The organism is Mycobacterium sp. Soil_C_30 (assembly GCF_057656995.1).
In genome coordinates this window covers 44238-58604 of record NZ_JBDGJH010000021.1, presented here as the reverse complement: position 1 = coordinate 58604, position 14367 = coordinate 44238, and the positions used below count along the sequence as shown (strand labels likewise).

16 protein-coding genes are annotated in these 14367 nt (G+C 67.8%); 6 read left to right on the top strand and 10 right to left on the bottom strand.

Annotation, left to right across the window (positions count from 1 at the left end):
• Positions 1 to 3 precede the first annotated feature (3 nt).
• The 3 genes from AC3A6P_RS28650 to AC3A6P_RS28640 are packed head-to-tail and all read right to left on the bottom strand — an operon-like array spanning position 4 to position 2202.
• Entirely contained in the window at positions 4 to 495 is a 492-nt protein-coding gene (locus tag AC3A6P_RS28650) for an N-acetyltransferase family protein (RefSeq protein WP_487695676.1), read from the bottom strand.
• Complete coding sequence (locus AC3A6P_RS28645) at positions 488 to 1597, bottom strand: isochorismate synthase (RefSeq protein ID WP_487695674.1); 1110 nt, start codon at positions 1595 to 1597, stop codon at positions 488 to 490. Before AC3A6P_RS28645 ends, AC3A6P_RS28650 begins: the two co-directional genes overlap by 8 nt.
• Positions 1594 to 2202 carry an acid phosphatase gene (locus AC3A6P_RS28640; protein ID WP_487695672.1) on the bottom strand — a complete coding sequence of 203 codons (609 nt, stop codon included), beginning with the start codon at positions 2200 to 2202 and terminating at the stop codon, positions 1594 to 1596. The genes AC3A6P_RS28645 and AC3A6P_RS28640 overlap by 4 nt, the downstream gene beginning before the upstream one ends.
• Before the next feature lie 103 nt (positions 2203 to 2305).
• Between AC3A6P_RS28640 and AC3A6P_RS28635 the strand changes: the two genes are divergently transcribed.
• Positions 2306 to 3100: a ParA family protein gene (locus AC3A6P_RS28635; RefSeq protein WP_487695794.1), complete on the top strand. Its 795-nt coding sequence runs from the start codon at positions 2306 to 2308 to the stop codon at positions 3098 to 3100.
• Positions 3101 to 3102: 2 nt separating this feature from the next.
• Here AC3A6P_RS28635 and AC3A6P_RS28630 read toward each other — a convergent pair whose 3' ends face one another.
• The 3 genes from AC3A6P_RS28630 to AC3A6P_RS28620 are packed head-to-tail and all read right to left on the bottom strand — an operon-like array spanning position 3103 to position 6579.
• Positions 3103 to 3795, bottom strand: coding sequence for a GAP family protein (locus tag AC3A6P_RS28630; RefSeq protein ID WP_487695671.1), 693 nt, complete (start codon positions 3793 to 3795; stop codon positions 3103 to 3105).
• A gap of 15 nt (positions 3796 to 3810) precedes the next feature.
• On the bottom strand, positions 3811 to 5037 hold the full coding sequence (locus AC3A6P_RS28625; protein WP_487695670.1) for an Rv3212 family protein: 1227 nt from the start codon (positions 5035 to 5037) through the stop codon (positions 3811 to 3813).
• A gap of 15 nt (positions 5038 to 5052) precedes the next feature.
• Positions 5053 to 6579 carry a DEAD/DEAH box helicase gene (locus AC3A6P_RS28620; protein ID WP_487695668.1) on the bottom strand — a complete coding sequence of 509 codons (1527 nt, stop codon included), beginning with the start codon at positions 6577 to 6579 and terminating at the stop codon, positions 5053 to 5055.
• A 336-nt stretch (positions 6580 to 6915) separates the two neighbouring features.
• Here AC3A6P_RS28620 and AC3A6P_RS28615 point away from each other — a divergent pair, with 336 nt between their 5' ends.
• Complete coding sequence (locus AC3A6P_RS28615; protein WP_487695793.1) at positions 6916 to 7614, top strand: ferritin-like fold-containing protein; 699 nt, start codon at positions 6916 to 6918, stop codon at positions 7612 to 7614.
• Positions 7615 to 7620: 6 nt separating this feature from the next.
• On the opposite strand, the gene AC3A6P_RS28610 is transcribed toward AC3A6P_RS28615, so the two are convergent.
• Positions 7621 to 8445 (bottom strand): hypothetical protein, encoded by an 825-nt coding sequence (locus AC3A6P_RS28610; RefSeq protein WP_487695666.1) that lies wholly within the window; start codon positions 8443 to 8445, stop codon positions 7621 to 7623.
• 237 nt (positions 8446 to 8682) lie between these two features.
• Between AC3A6P_RS28610 and AC3A6P_RS28605 the strand changes: the two genes are divergently transcribed.
• On the top strand, positions 8683 to 8943 hold the full coding sequence (locus AC3A6P_RS28605) for a DUF3107 domain-containing protein (RefSeq protein ID WP_487695665.1): 261 nt from the start codon (positions 8683 to 8685) through the stop codon (positions 8941 to 8943).
• Here the strand turns inward: AC3A6P_RS28605 and fasR are convergent.
• Positions 8930 to 9616, bottom strand: a complete 687-nt coding sequence (fasR, locus tag AC3A6P_RS28600) for an HTH-type transcriptional activator FasR (protein ID WP_487695663.1) — start codon at positions 9614 to 9616, stop codon at positions 8930 to 8932. The genes AC3A6P_RS28605 and fasR overlap by 14 nt on opposite strands.
• Before the next feature lie 168 nt (positions 9617 to 9784).
• On the opposite strand from fasR, the gene AC3A6P_RS28595 reads away from it, so the two are divergent.
• The 3 genes from AC3A6P_RS28595 to AC3A6P_RS28585 all read left to right on the top strand — a co-directional run bounded on the left by AC3A6P_RS28595 (position 9785) and on the right by AC3A6P_RS28585 (position 13290).
• Positions 9785 to 10828 (top strand): DUF3152 domain-containing protein, encoded by a 1044-nt coding sequence (locus AC3A6P_RS28595; protein ID WP_487695661.1) that lies wholly within the window; start codon positions 9785 to 9787, stop codon positions 10826 to 10828.
• Between the two features lie 165 nt (positions 10829 to 10993).
• A complete protein-coding gene (gene moeZ / locus AC3A6P_RS28590) occupies positions 10994 to 12169 on the top strand; it encodes an adenylyltransferase/sulfurtransferase MoeZ (RefSeq protein WP_487695660.1) in 1176 nt (391 codons plus the stop codon).
• 266 nt (positions 12170 to 12435) lie between these two features.
• Positions 12436 to 13290, top strand: a complete 855-nt coding sequence (locus tag AC3A6P_RS28585) for a TIGR02569 family protein (RefSeq protein ID WP_487695658.1) — start codon at positions 12436 to 12438, stop codon at positions 13288 to 13290.
• On the opposite strand, the gene AC3A6P_RS28580 is transcribed toward AC3A6P_RS28585, so the two are convergent.
• Both AC3A6P_RS28580 and AC3A6P_RS28575 read right to left on the bottom strand, forming a co-directional pair.
• Complete coding sequence (locus AC3A6P_RS28580) at positions 13287 to 13583, bottom strand: MGMT family protein (protein WP_487695791.1); 297 nt, start codon at positions 13581 to 13583, stop codon at positions 13287 to 13289. The two genes, AC3A6P_RS28585 and AC3A6P_RS28580, sit on opposite strands and share 4 nt — an antisense overlap.
• Positions 13583 to 14359 (bottom strand): alpha/beta fold hydrolase, encoded by a 777-nt coding sequence (locus tag AC3A6P_RS28575; RefSeq protein WP_487695657.1) that lies wholly within the window; start codon positions 14357 to 14359, stop codon positions 13583 to 13585. The genes AC3A6P_RS28580 and AC3A6P_RS28575 overlap by 1 nt, the downstream gene beginning before the upstream one ends.
• Between the last annotated feature and the right edge of the window lie 8 nt (positions 14360 to 14367).

Below are 14367 nucleotides of genomic sequence, written 5' to 3'. Positions count from 1 at the left end.
CCGCTAGCTCTTCGGCGAACCGGCGGCCAGCGCCGTGAGCTCCGGTCCCGAGACCCGATAGGTGGTCCACTGGGTCTGCGGTTTGCCGCCCACCCCGTCGTAGAGCGCGATCGCGTCGACATTCCAGTTCAGTACCGCCCAGCTCAATCGGCTGTAACCGTGGTCGACGCATTCGCGGGCCAATGCGGACAGCAATGCGGCGGCCAGGCCGCGACGGCGAAAAGCCGGGCGTACGAACAGATCCTCGAGGTAGATCCCCGCCACCCCGTCCCAGGTGGAGAAGTTGAGGAACCACAGCGCGGTCGCGGCGGCCTGCCCGTCGACCTCGACGATGTGGCCGTGCACGGTGGGCTGTTCGCCGAACAGCGCTGTCCGCAACTGCTCTTCGGTGACCGTGCACTCGTCGGCGGCTTTCTCGAACTCGGCGAGCTCATGGATCATCGCGACGATCTCGGCCTCGTCACCGGGGCGGGCCCGGCGGATCCCTTCACTCATACGGCGCTCCCAACCCGGTCATGATCGTGTGGAATTTCGTTGTGGTCTCGTCGAGTTCGTCGTTCGGGTCGGACTCGGCGACAATCCCGCCGCCGGAATGGGCGATCGCCGTGCGACGGTCGGCGGACAACTGCGCGCAGCGGATCGACACCACCCACCGCCCGTCACCGTCGGCGTTACACCAACCGGCGGCGCCGGCGTAGAAACCCCGGTCGCCTTCCAGTTCGGTGATCGCCGCCATGGCGGCCGCGGTGGGGTAGCCGCCCACTGCCGGGGTGGGATGCAACGCCAACGCCAGATCCAGTGCGGTGGTGGATTCCTCGCGGAGCGTGCCGGTGAGCCGAGTGCTCAGGTGCCACAGCGCGTCGGTGCGGTGCAGTTGGGGCTCGTCGTCGACGTCCAGCGACGTGCACAGCGGTGTCAGCGCGTCACGGATGGCCTCCACCACCAGTCGGTGCTCGTGCCGGTTCTTGCCTGACGCGGCCAGTGCCGCGCCGTTGGCGCGGTCGATGTCGGGGTCGGCCGAGCGGGGCGCCGAGCCGGCAAACGGCCTGCAGCGCACCTGATTTCCGAAACGGGCCACCAGCAGTTCCGGGCTGGCTCCCACCAACACCGTCCCGGCATGGGGCGCGCCAGCCGGTGCCAGGTCGGCCAGGTAGCCGTACGCCGCCGGGTCGGCGGCGCGCAGCCGGGTGAGCACCGCGCGGACGTCCCAGCCGGTGTCGGCCACCATGCGCAGGGCGCGGGCGAGCACCACTTTGTCGAGGGTCGACCCCGGTGCACGCAGCCGCCGGACCGCTTCGGCCACCCGGTCGCGGTGCGCCTGCGGTGACGGCACCGACTCGTCGACCCGGACACCGGTGGGCGCCGAGGACGGCCACTCGGGCAGCCCGTCGGTGAACACCACCCGTTCGGGGGTGTGCAACGCGGCCGGGTTGGATACGTCAAAAGGAAACGCGCCCAACACAATCTGTGCAGAACCGGTGCGCAGTGCGGCGTCGGCGGCGGCAACGTCGGCGTAGCCGGTGCGGATACCGTCGGCCAGTACCGTGCCGGTGGGGCCGGACAACACGAAGGAGGGATCGGTGAAACCCGGGCTCACGTCGCGACCGGTTCGCGGTGGGCGGTCAGGCCCAGCGATTTGAGTTGACGCAGGCCGTATTCGAATCCGCAGACAGCAACCGATGCGGGGCCGAACCCGTAGCGGGCCCCTTCCCGCAGCGGCTGTTCCACCCAGCGGGTCAGCACCGAGCGGGAGAAGTGGCCGTGGCCCACGAACACCACGTCCCGTTCGGCCATGTGCTCGAGCGCCAAGCTCACGGCCTGGTCGGCGCGCATGCTGACCTGATCGACGCTTTCGCCGCCGGGGCATCCGTAAGTCCACAGCAGCCACCCGGGCACATCCTTGCGGATGTCGTGGGTGGTGACGCCCTCGTAGTCGCCGTAGTTCCATTCCGACAGCAGCGGAGTGACTTCGTCGACCGTCAGACCGGCCAGCTCGGCGGTGTCGAGTGCGCGTTTGCGTGGGCTGGAGAACACCTTGGGGTTCTTCAGCCCCAGGTGGTCGAGGGCCCGCGCGGCCAGCGCGGCCTGCTCTCGGCCGTTGTCGGTGAGCTCCAGGTCGGTGGTGCTGGTGTGCTGCCCGGACAGCGACCATTCGGTTTCGCCGTGCCGAAGCAGGACCAGGCGATGCATGCCGACGCTCACGCTCGTCGATTCTGCCCCATGCCGACGCTTTTCCCGGAGATGGCGCCCTCCAAGTGACGGCCTCCAGGACGAGAGCCGTCTCACATGCCAGGATGGACCCGTGGTGACACATGTGTTGGCTGTGGCCAACCAAAAGGGCGGGGTGGCCAAGACCACAACGGTGGCGTCGCTGGGCGCGGCGATTGCCCAAAATGGTAAGCGGGTGTTGCTGGTCGATCTCGACCCGCAGGGCTGTTTGACGTTCTCGCTGGGGCAGGACCCGGACAAGCTGCCGGTATCGGTCCACGAGGTGCTGCTCGGCGACGTGGAACCGAACGCCGCCCTGGTGCAGACCGACGAAGGTATGACGCTGCTGCCGGCGAATATCGACCTGGCCGGTGCCGAGGCGATGCTGCTGATGAGGGCCGGCCGCGAGTACGCGCTCAAGCGGGCGCTCGCCAAGGTCAACGACGACTTCGACGTGGTGATCATCGACTGTCCTCCGTCACTGGGGGTGCTGACGCTCAACGGGCTCACCGCCGCCGACGAGGTGATCGTGCCGCTGCAGTGCGAGACGCTGGCGCACCGCGGAGTCGGCCAGTTCCTGCGCACCGTTACCGACGTGCAGCAGATCACAAACTCGGAGCTCAAGCTGCTGGGCGCGCTGCCCACCTTGTACGACTCGCGCACCACGCACAGCCGCGACGTGCTGCTGGATGTGGCCGACCGTTACGACCTGCCGGTGCTGGCTCCGCCGATCCCGCGGACCGTGCGGTTCGCCGAGGCCAGCGCGTCAGGGGCCTCGGTGATCGCGGGCCGCAAGAACAAGGGCGCCGTGGCGTACCGGGAGCTCGCCGATGCCCTGCTCAAACACTGGAAATCGGGCAAGAAGCTGGCCACCTTCACCCCGGAGCTCTGAGCTCACCACAGCGCACTGTGATGGATCACGGCGTCGACCAGGAGCGCGACGCCGGCGACCAGGAACAACGCACGCACACCGATCGGCCCGTAACGGGTGACGTTGCGCACCACCCAGCGCTGCGCCCGCTGGGCCTGCATGTTTCGGCTGGTCGACAACGCCAGCACCGACGCGCACGGCAACACCACGATGGAGCAGTAGCCGACCACCAGCAGCGGCCACAACATGGGCCGCGGGTCTGAGGCCACGATCATGGCCAGCCCGGTCAGGTAGGGGACAGCGGTCGGCGCCTGGCCCAGGCCGACGGCGGACCCGACGAAGCCGAGCAGGTAGGGCCGTCGCCGCATGGTGCCCAGGGCTCCCAACGCCCAGCCCGGCGCGGTGGTCTGGGCGGTCAGCGGGAAGAAGGCGAACGCGATCAACCCGATCCCGAGCAGCAGTTCGGCCCGGTAGCGCATGGTCGGGCTGATCTCGAGGTCGATGAGATCGGTCAGGAAGCTCAGCCCCAGCACCACGCAGATGCCGAAGGTGATCAGCACCCCGAAAACTCCGGTGATGTAGCTCAGCCCGCCGGGGACAGGGGAGCGGCGGTTCAACCGGCTGTCGTAGACGATCGCCGACACCGCGCCGATGTTGAGCACGTTGAGAGAATCCAGCAGCGCCAGGCCGCACAGAGCCAGAACGAGTGCAGTCATCGAGGAAAGGGCCCGCTACTCGCCGAGCGCCGCCAGGGTGCGGCCGCGTTGTTCCAGGATGGTGTTCCCGACGACGGCAGGCACGATGGCGGTATCAGCAGGTGGCCGATCAACGGCGAGGATGCTCTCCCGGGCGCCGGTGGCCGGGTCGTACACCCCGAGTCCGCCGGTGACGGGGACCAGGAGTTTCTCGGCCATCATGACGCCGGGTCCGAGCGGCACCACGGGACCGGATCTCTCGATGGTGTACCGGTATGCGATGTCGGTGTTGGAGAACACCATGACGGAGTCGCCGGTCCACCACGTGATCAGATCGCCGGTCTTGGACACCGATCCCTCGGGAAACGCGGACGACGGCGGCTTGGCCAGTGGGTAGTTGCCGATCTCGTTGCCGGTGTCATCGACCACCTGCACATGGGGTTCGGGAACCGGGATGTAGGCCGCGGTGGTGGATCCGGACACCGCCAGCACCTGCGCTCCGGAGTCCGCCAGGACACCGGGTTCGGGGACGTCGCGCACTTCGGGTTCGTCGTCCTCGTCGGACGCCCGCACCAGTGAGAGTTTCAGGTCGGTCTCGCCGGGGCAGAACCGCAACACCGACACCGCGTCGGTGCTGGAGGCTGCCGACAACAGCGCGCATCCGGCCCCGGTGCCCACGTGCACCGGTTTGACGCGGGCATCCACTTCGCCGAACCCGATCACCCGGACCATGTCCGAGCGCCAGAGTTCGAGTCTCGACCCACCCACCGACAGGATGGTGGTGCCGTCCGCGGAGAGGTCGACGTGGGGGCTGGCCACACCGGAACGTGCCGGGCCGCGCTCACCCGTCGAGGCGTCGACGGTGCTGACCTGTCCGCAGCCTCGGTCGTCGGGATACACCGCGACAGCGTAGTTGTAAACCCATGTGACGCCGCACAATTCGCGATCCCGCGCGTACGTCCAGCGCACCGCGCCGGTGGCCGGGTCACGCCCGTCCATCGTGGATCCGTCGCCGGTGACCACCGTGCCGGCGGCCACCACTGGGACGGTGGTGTGGGGACTGGGCGCAGTCCACAGCTCCTGCAATCGCGACGGCAGGACGGTTGCGGCGGCCGGTGCCGTCGACACGTTGTCGGCCGGTCGGCTGATGGTGGCTCTGGCGTCGCTCGTCCACCAGATGACACCTGCGGTGAGGATCACCGCCGCGGCGATGGCCACAGCGGCGATCACATCACCTCTGGTCCGGCGCTCGGGTCTGACCATGGCGGGCGCTGTGGGTCAGCCGGCGTTGACCGAAGCGTCAGTGGAGGTGGCGGTGTCCGCGGCCTTGCGCGGGCGACGCCGGCGACGGCGCCGCCCGGCGTGCGCGGAATCTCCGGTGGCCGACTCGGCCTCCGTGTCGGTGCCGGACTCGGCGACCTCGGCCTGCTGCTCGACGTGTCCGGTTGCGGTCTTGCCGGCCCGGGTCCGACGACGGCTGCGGGTACGGGTGCGCGGCTTGTCGTCCTCGCCGTCGCTGTCGGAGCGCTCCTTGCGTTCCGGACGCTTCGACGACACCTTCTGCGGGGTGCCGACGGTTCCGGTGGCGTCGCTGGGGATGTGCAGTTCCTCGTAGAGATGCGGCGAGCTGGAATAGGTCTCGGCAGGATCAGGAGTGTCCAGACCCAGCGCCTTGTCGATCAGCGTCCACCGCGCCAACTCATCCCAGTCGACCAGCGTGACGGCGATGCCGGTCTTACCGGCGCGGCCGGTACGGCCGATGCGGTGCACATACGCCTGCTCGTCGTCGGGAATCTGGTAGTTGATGACGTGCGTGATGTCGTCGATGTCGATACCGCGGGCCGCGACGTCGGTGGCCACCAGCACGTCGATGGCGCCGGTGCGGAAGGACTTGAGGGCCTTCTCGCGCGCAATCTGCCCGAGGTCGCCGTGCACGGCGCCGACCTTGAAACCGCGCTCGGCGAGTTCGTCGGACACCTTCTGGGCGGTGCGTTTGGTGCGCGTGAAGACCATGGTCGCGCCGCGGCCCTCGGCCTGCAGGATCCGCGTGACCATCTCCACCTTGTCGAGGGCGTGCGCGCGGTAGACGAACTGCTCGGTGCTGTCGTGGGTGGCCGCCGAATGCGGGGCCTCGGCCCGGATGTGCGTCGGCTGGTTCATGAACGTGCGGGCCAGCGTGATGATGGGGTCCGGCATGGTGGCCGAGAACAACATCGCCTGGCGGTTGTCGGGAGTCAGCCGCAGGATGCGCTCGATATCGGGCAAAAAGCCCAGGTCCAGCATCTCGTCGGCCTCGTCGAGGACGAGCACCGACAGGCCGCCGATCTGCAGGTGGCCCTGCTGGGCCAGATCCAGCAGGCGCCCGGGGGTGCCCACCACGACGTCGGCGCCCTTCTGCAGCGACTCGATCTGGGGTTCGTAGGGACGGCCACCGTAGATGGAGACGACCGACAGCGGCCTGGCCGTGTCTGTCCCGGGGCCCGCGTGAAGGTATTTGGCGGCGCCGGAGAGGTCGCCGTACACCTGGATGCAGAGCTCACGGGTGGGAACCACCACGAGAGCGCGCGGGGCGCCGGTCAGCGGGCGCTCGGTGTCGCTGGTGATCTTGTGCAGCAGCGGCACACCGAAGGCCAACGTCTTGCCCATGCCGGTGCGGGCCTGACCGATCAGGTCGTCGCCGGCCATGGCCATGGGGAGGGTGAGCTCCTGGATTGCGAACGGGTGGGATTTGCCCTGCTCATCGAGCGCGCGCACGATTTCGTCGCGAACGCCCAGGTCGGCGAAGGTTTTTGTGATGAGAGTCATACGGTAGGGGTGCAGCCTTTCAAAGTCTCGTCCGAGATCAGTGCTCGTTGGATCACGGCGTGTCGTCACGCGCGCACGAGTTCTGAGAGGAACGAGACCGGGCGCCGCGGGAAAACCACGAGCCGATTCGCTGGGCCCAGTGCGATGACAGTGGGTCACCGGGGTGGGCCAACTGCGTGCACGCACATTACCTAGGAGCGGCGAGAAAACACCGCTTCCTGTACCCATGGTAGCCGGTTACGCAAATAGTGCTGGTCGCCACGTCGGGAATCCGGTGGAAACCGTCTCCGGCGTGGCCGGCACTGTGTCACGAACTACAGTGTGCGCATGAGCTCGATGCAGCCCGCCACGGGTGCTGGTGACCTGGCGTCCAGCCCGCCGGCGCCGGGTTTGTCGGTCGATCATCCGGGGGTCAACGAACTGTTCGCGCTGCTCGCCTATGGCGAGGTGGCCGCGTTCTACCGCCTCTCCGAAGAGGCGCGGATGGCGCCCAACCTCAACGGCCGGATCAACATGGCGAGCATGGCCGCCGCCGAGATGGGCCATTACGAGCTGCTGCGCGACGCGCTGGAGCGCCGGGGTGTCGACGTGGTGCCCGCGATGTCGCGGTACGCGTCGGCGCTGGAGAACTATCACCGCCTGACGACGCCCAGCACGTGGCTCGAGGCGTTGGTCAAGACCTATGTCGGCGACGCCCTGGCCGCCGATTTCTATCTCGAGATCGCCGATGTGCTGCCGCATGAGATCGCCGAGGTGGTCCGTGGTGTCCTGTCCGAGACCGGGCATTCGCAGTTCGTCGTCGACGAGGTGCGTGCGGCGGTCGCGGCCAGCGATATGCAGCGCAGCAGGCTGGCGCTCTGGTCGCGTCGGCTGCTCGGCGAGGCCATCACGCAGGCGCAGTACGTCCTCGCCGACCGTGACGAGCTCGTCGACCTGGTGTTGTCCAGCACCGGTGGACTCGGGCAGATGGCGGATTTCTTCGAACGTCTGCAGCGCACGCATGCCGAGCGCATGACAGAGCTCGGACTGGCTTGACGCGGCCTAACCGGTGCAGGTCGCGATCATCGAGTTGTTGGTCTGCGCCACCAGGGTCGCGCCGGCTGCGTCGGTGATGGCGCAGTTCAACTGGCCTGTGATGCTGGTTGCGGTCACCGATTCGAAGTCCACGCCGGGCTCGAGCACCAGGGTCTTGCTCCACGGCAAGGCCACGTTGACATCGGTGCGCGGCAGGCCCTGCTCGTCGGTGTAGATGACGCTGACCAGATCGAACATCTGCTTGGTGCCGGTGACGGTGTAGGTCACGGTGCGCGGGTCCACCACCGGTGCCGGTGCTGGAGGGGCCGCTTCCGGGGCCAGCGGCGGTGCCACCTCGGGCGGCGGTGCGGCCACGGCCGACGGGGTGGTGGTGATGGTGACGACGGTCTCGGGGGACAGCTGCGGCGGCGGGGGCGCGGCCGGGCTCGGCGGAATGGTGGCGATGACGGTCCGGGGTGTGGTCGAGGTGGCCGGCGGCGTCTCGGTCTGGGCCGTCGGGGTGGCGCTGTCGCTGCGCGTCACCACCACGATGGCGATCACCGCGGCCAACAACACGGCGACCGCCAAGCCGGCGATCCACCGCCAGCGCAGGTCGCGCTCGTAGTACTCGTAGTCCTCGTCGTCATCGAACTCGTCGTCGTGCGCCCGCAGCGAGGAGCGGTACTCCTCGGTGCTGCGGTACCCGCCGCTGCTGTAGAAACCGCTGCCGTATCCAGGGTCATGGTCGCCGCTGTCGTAGCTGCTGATCCTGCGGGTGGGGGTGTCGTCGTGATCGTCGACATAGCTACTGCCCGTGCGGCCGCCCTGACCGCTCCAATACGGCTTGCTCATCGGGTCACCGCCAGTGCCATCCTTTTCACGCACGCCACATACGTCACTTGCTTACCAGCATCGTATCGGCGGGGATGCCCCTGTTGGCCTACGAAAGCGTATGGCCTTGATTGCGATTGGGTCACTATCGGAGCTGGTCGGCGGCCGCTTCGCTGACCGCGAACGCCGTGATGTGAAGCCGGGGCCGCGCGTCCACTAGCCTTCTTGACGTAACTGCTTCGAAGGAAAGGGTCCAGCGTGGAGGTCAAGATCGGTGTCACGGACAGCCCGCGCGAAATCGCGTTCGTCAGCGCGGAGACACCTGATGCGCTGGAGAAGCAGGTGACCAGCGCGTTGTCGCAGGGCGACGGTGTGGTGAGCCTCACCGACGAGAAGGGCCGGCGGTTCCTGATCCAGGCCTCGAAGATCACCTACGTGGAGCTCGGCGCCGCCGACAGCCGCCGCGTGGGCTTCGGAATCGGCAGCGGTCCGGTGACCCCGCCGGCTACGAGCGAGTAAGCGGCACGTGTGACAGACCGCCCCAGATGAACTGGACGGTGCCTTCGATGGCGTCTTCCCGGGAAATGGGGCGGTCATTGTCTACCCAGTAGCGCGCTGAGTCGACGCTGATGCTCACCAGTCCGACGGCGATCATGCGGGCCCGGTGCGGATCCAGGCCGGAGTCGTGGCTGATCAGATCGAACACCGCGTCGGTGCACGCCTCGGTGGCCACCTTGACCTGAGATGACACCTGCGGTTCGGTCACGTAGTCGTTCTCGAAGATCAGCCGGTAGCCCTGGCCGTCCTGCTCGATGAACTCGAAGAACGCCGCAACGGCGGCCCGGACGCGAAGCCGGTTGTCGGTGGTGGTGCGCAACGCCTGCCGCACGCTGGAGACCATGTTGTCGACGTGCTGGGCCAGCACCGCCAGATACAGCTCGAGCTTGCTGGAAAAGTGTTGGTAGAGAACCGGTTTGCTCACCCCGGCGCGGTCGGCGATCTCGTCCATGCCCGCCGCGTGGTACCCGCGGTCCACGAACACCTCACTGGCGGCAACCAGCAACTGGCCACGGCGCTCGTCCCGGGGGAGCCTGCTGCCGCGTCGGTTCGTGCCTGCTGACCCGCTCGTCGGTCGGTTCCCCTCGCCCGCGTTGGCGCCCCGCCGCTCGGTTCTGTTGGCGAGCTCGCTCATCAATTCCTCAATCTGATTTCGTGCAAGGCCGCATCGCGGGTGTTCCGCGAAGGCCCATCGCGACGACATTACTACCCGTTGCCGCTGAACCCACGAATCGATCGCCCGGCACGTCATCTCGGGCGCGCCGAGAACCGGCTGGGTGCACGTTTGTGCCATTCTTGGTCGGTGACCTTCGACCCAGGGCGTCGCGGGCCGAGTCGCGCGCCTGAGTTGCGTAGCGAGTGGCGGGAGCCCCTTCGCGCGCAACGCGACCCGCTGGCCGGGGATTCCGGGCGGGTCAGATCCAACCGCGACGAGCGGCAGCGCTGGCGCAAGCAGACCTGGCTCGGCCGGTTCGTGTCCACCTATGGATGGCGCGCGTATGCACTGCCCATTCTGATGGTGGTGACCGTGCTGGTGGTCTACCAGACCATCACCGGGGCCGAAACCGAAGCGCCCGCCGCCGTCGAGGAACCCGTGCAGGGCCCACCGACCATCGGGGTGGAATCCACCGCCATCATCGGAGCGCCGCCCAAAGGACTCACGCAGTTCGACGCCAACCTGCCCACCGGGATCCTGCCGGCGGGCGGACCCTTCACTGAGGCGGGTGCCAACACCTGGCACGTCGTACCCGGGGTGGAACCGCAGGTGGGGCAGGGCACCGCGAAGGTGTTCACCTATACCGTCGAGATCGAGGACGGGCTGGACACCACGTCGTTCGGCGGCGACGACGGCTTCGCGCAGATGGTCAGCCAAACGCTGTCGAATCCGAAGAGCTGGGTGCACAACCCGCAGTTCGCGTTCATCCGCAGCGACGGCAGCACACCCCCCGATTTCCGGGTCTCGCTCACGTCACCGATGACGATCCGGCAGGGCTGCGGCTACGAGATCCAGATCGAGACGTCCTGTTTCAACCCGGCCTACAGCGCCGTCGCCGGCGCCGCCCCGGAGCCGCGGGTGTTCATCAACGAGGCCCGCTGGGTGCGCGGCGCGGTGCCTTTCCAGGGTGACGTGGGGTCCTACCGTCAGTATCTGATCAATCACGAGGTCGGCCACGCGATCGGCTACCAGCAGCACGAAGCGTGTCCCGGCAACGGCGATCTGGCGCCGATCATGATGCAGCAGACCTTCTCGACGGCGAACAACGACAACGCCCTGTTCGACCCGGGGCAGATCCCGGCCAATGGATTGACGTGCCGGTTCAACCCCTGGCCGTATCCGATCGCCTGATCCCGCCGAAACCGACACACGGGCCCGAAAGATCGAGTGCGATCGGGCGGAACGCCGGTTTCGACGCATCACCGGACTGTCGGGAAGCTGCCAGGGGCGATTACGGTTGTTCCTAGGACTCGACACGAGTCGGGCGCATCATCCATGCAATCGAGGAGAACAACGGTGTCGTCGTTACCGCCGCTGGTAGCGCCAGCAGCCGAGCTGACCCGCGACGAGGTCGCGCGCTACAGCAGGCATCTCATCATTCCCGACCTGGGTGTCGACGGACAGAAGCGGCTGAAGAACGCCCGGGTGCTCGTCATCGGCGCCGGTGGCCTCGGTTCGCCGACGCTGCTCTACCTCGCCGCCGCGGGTGTGGGCACCATCGGCATTGTCGAATTCGACGTGGTTGACGAGTCGAATCTGCAGCGCCAGATCATCCACGGCCAGTCCGACATCGGCCGGTCCAAGGCGCAGAGCGCCCGGGATTCGGTGCGCGAGATCAATCCGCTCGTCGAGGTGCGCCTGCACGAGTTGCGTCTGGAACCCGAGAACGCGGTCAATCTGTTCAAGCAGTACGACCTGATCCTCGATGGCACCGACAACTTCGCCACGCGGTACCTGGTCAACGACGCCGCGGTCCTGGCCGGTAAGCCCTACGTCTGGGGCTCGATCTACCGGTTCGAAGGCCAGGTCTCGGTGTTCTGGGAGGACGCGCCGGACGGCCTGGGGCTGAACTACCGCGACCTGTACCCCGAACCGCCACCACCCGGAATGGTGCCGTCGTGCGCCGAGGGCGGCGTGCTCGGCATCCTGTGTGCGTCGATCGCGTCGGTCATGGGCACCGAGGCCATCAAGCTGATCACCGGTATCGGTGACACGCTGCTGGGCCGGCTGATGGTGTACGACGCACTCGACATGACCTATCGCACCATCAAGATCCGCAAGGATCCGGCGACGCCGAAGATCACTGAACTGATCGACTACGAGGCGTTCTGTGGTGTGGTCTCCGATGCCGCCGCCGATGCCGCTGCGGGCTCGACGATCACTCCGCGTGAGCTTCGAGAGCTGCTGGACTCGGGCAAGAACATCGCCCTGATCGACGTCCGCGAACCGGTAGAGTGGGATATCAACCACATCCAGGGTGCGGAGTTGGTGCCCAAGTCGGCCATCGAGGCAGGCGACGGGCTGGCCAAGCTGCCGCACGACCGCACGCCGGTGTTGTACTGCAAGACCGGTGTTCGTTCGGCGGAGGCGCTGGCGGTGATCAAGAAGGCCGGGTTCTCCGACGCGCTGCATCTGCAGGGTGGAATCGCGGCGTGGGCAAAACAAATCGAGCCCGACATGGTGACGTACTGACGTAAGTGGCGCTCTGGGACGCACGGTGTGCCTTGGCCGGCCGGCGGCGCAGTGACGTACTTACGTGAGTGGCGCTCTGGGACGCACGGTGTGCCTTGCCCGGCCGGCGGCGCAGTGACGTACTGACGTAAGTGGCGCTCTGGGACGCACGGTGTGCTTGGCCGGCCGGCGGCGCAGTGACGTACTGACGGAGATCACTGCGACACAACACGGCACACGCTGATCAGCGACCCGGTTAGCCGGGTCGGCGACGATAGGCTGACGCCATGACTGTCGATGCGCCGCCGGATCATGTGTTGGCGGCGTTCGGGCTCGGGGGAGTTCGGCCAACGCCGCTGGGTTCGAGCTGGGAAGGTGGCTGGCGCTGCGGCGAAGTGGTGCTCTCCATGGTCGCCGACCACGCACGTGCGGCATGGTCGGCCAAAGTGCGCGAGACGCTGTTCGTCGACGGAGTCCGCCTGGCCCGGCCCGTGCGTTCGACCGATGGCCGGTACGTGGTGTCCGGCTGGCGTGGCGACACCTTCGTCGCGGGCACTCCGGAACCACGGCATGACGAAGTGGTGTCGGCGGCGGTGCGTCTGCACGAAGCCACGGCCACGCTGGAGCGTCCGCGATTCCTGACACAACCGCCGGTGGCGCCGTGGGCCGATGTCGACGTGTTCATCGCCGCGGACCGCGCCGCGTGGGAAGAACGCCCGCTGCACTCCTTGCCCGCCGGTGCGCGGGTGTCGCCGGGCTCGGCGGACGGACAGCGGTCGGTCGACCTCATCAATCAGCTGGCGACACTGCGCAAGCCGACGAAGAGCCCGAACCAGCTGGTGCACGGGGATCTGTACGGCACGGTGCTGTTCGCCGGTACCGCTGCGCCGGGGATCACCGACATCACCCCGTATTGGCGCCCGACGTCATGGGCGGCCGGCGTCGCCGTCGTCGACGCACTGGCCTGGGGGGAAGCCGACGACGGTCTGATCGAACGCTGGAATGCCTTGCCCGAATGGCCGCAGATGTTGTTGCGGGCATTGATGTTCCGTCTTGCGGTACACGCACTGCATCCGCGGTCGACGGCGGCCGCGTTCCCCGGGTTGGCCCGCACCGCGGCACTGGTTCGCCTGGCGCTCTAGAACACGTGACGTACGTCGGCCAACGGGATGCGCCCGTCGGTCGCCAACACTCCCTCGGCGCGCAGCAGTTCGAGTTGGCGGGTGGCCAGATGCGGGGCCGGCCGGCCCGAACTCCTGATCACGCGGTGCCAGGGCAGATCCGAGGAATCGGTGCGCATGATCCACGCGACGATGCGTGGACTGGAAAGCTCAGCGGCAGAGGCGATGTCACCGTAGGTGGACACCCGGCCCGCCGGGATGGCCGCCACCAGCGCGCGTACCCGCTCCACCTGGTCGTCGGTGATCGGCGCCATCATCTACGGCCCAGGATGCTGCGGATGACTGCGGCGGTCTGCTCGGGTTTGGCCTGGGCCACCATGTGATCGCAGTCCAGGTCCACCAATTCGAAGTCGTCACCCAAGCGCTCCTGCAGACCGGTGAGCAGCGCACCGGTGACGTACGGCGGTGACGTCCGGGTGGCGCGCACCACGATGGTCGGAGTTCCCTTCTGAGGCAGCGACATCGGCCGCGCCAGCTCACTCCAGTAGGACATCATCGCCGGAACCCCGATGCGCCAGCCCACCCGGCCGTTGGGCAGGTCCACCAGGTGCTCGTCGAGCTCGGCGTCGAGTTGGGCATCGTCGACGTCGCCCCACGAACCCGAGCGCTTCTCGTTGCGGGCTTCCGCCCTGTCGGTGTAGTCGGGTGAGGCGAACATCGAGTCGGCGATCTCGCGCATCCAGTCTCCGTCGAGCCCCACCGCCGGATCCAGGAGCACCAGCCCGGCGACCAGTTCGGGCCGGGTGGCGGCCAGGTGCAGTGCAATGGCGCCGCCGAACGAGTGGCCCACCACCACAACAGGTTCGGCGAGTGCTGCAGCCAGCGCAGCGGCGTTGGCGTCGATGGTCCAGGGCGCCCGCCACGGTGAGCGCCCGTGGCCGAGCAGGTCCGGAGCCGCCACCGCCACCTCAGGCAGATGCCGGGTGGCCAGGTGCTCCCAGCGACGACCGTGACCGGTCAAGCCGTGGATGGCCAGGACCTGGGGGGCGGTGGCGGGCCCGTAGCGGTGAAGGTGTAGTTCTGCGCTCACAGCTCTAG

Excerpts from the sequence above, each read along its gene's own strand:
- AC3A6P_RS28580 (WP_487695791.1), bottom strand. The coding sequence starts at position 13,583 with ATGGCGCCGATCACCGACGACCAGGTGGAGCGGGTACGCGCGCTGGTG.
- AC3A6P_RS28650 (WP_487695676.1), bottom strand. The coding sequence starts at position 495 with ATGAGTGAAGGGATCCGCCGGGCCCGCCCCGGTGACGAGGCCGAGATC.
- AC3A6P_RS28625 (WP_487695670.1), bottom strand. The coding sequence starts at position 5,037 with ATGGTCAGACCCGAGCGCCGGACCAGAGGTGATGTGATCGCCGCTGTG.
- AC3A6P_RS28585 (WP_487695658.1), top strand. The coding sequence starts at position 12,436 with ATGACTGTCGATGCGCCGCCGGATCATGTGTTGGCGGCGTTCGGGCTC.
- AC3A6P_RS28615 (WP_487695793.1), top strand. The coding sequence starts at position 6,916 with ATGCAGCCCGCCACGGGTGCTGGTGACCTGGCGTCCAGCCCGCCGGCG.
- fasR (WP_487695663.1), bottom strand. The coding sequence starts at position 9,616 with ATGAGCGAGCTCGCCAACAGAACCGAGCGGCGGGGCGCCAACGCGGGC.
- AC3A6P_RS28630 (WP_487695671.1), bottom strand. The coding sequence starts at position 3,795 with ATGACTGCACTCGTTCTGGCTCTGTGCGGCCTGGCGCTGCTGGATTCT.
- AC3A6P_RS28610 (WP_487695666.1), bottom strand. The coding sequence starts at position 8,445 with ATGAGCAAGCCGTATTGGAGCGGTCAGGGCGGCCGCACGGGCAGTAGC.
- AC3A6P_RS28620 (WP_487695668.1), bottom strand. The coding sequence starts at position 6,579 with ATGACTCTCATCACAAAAACCTTCGCCGACCTGGGCGTTCGCGACGAA.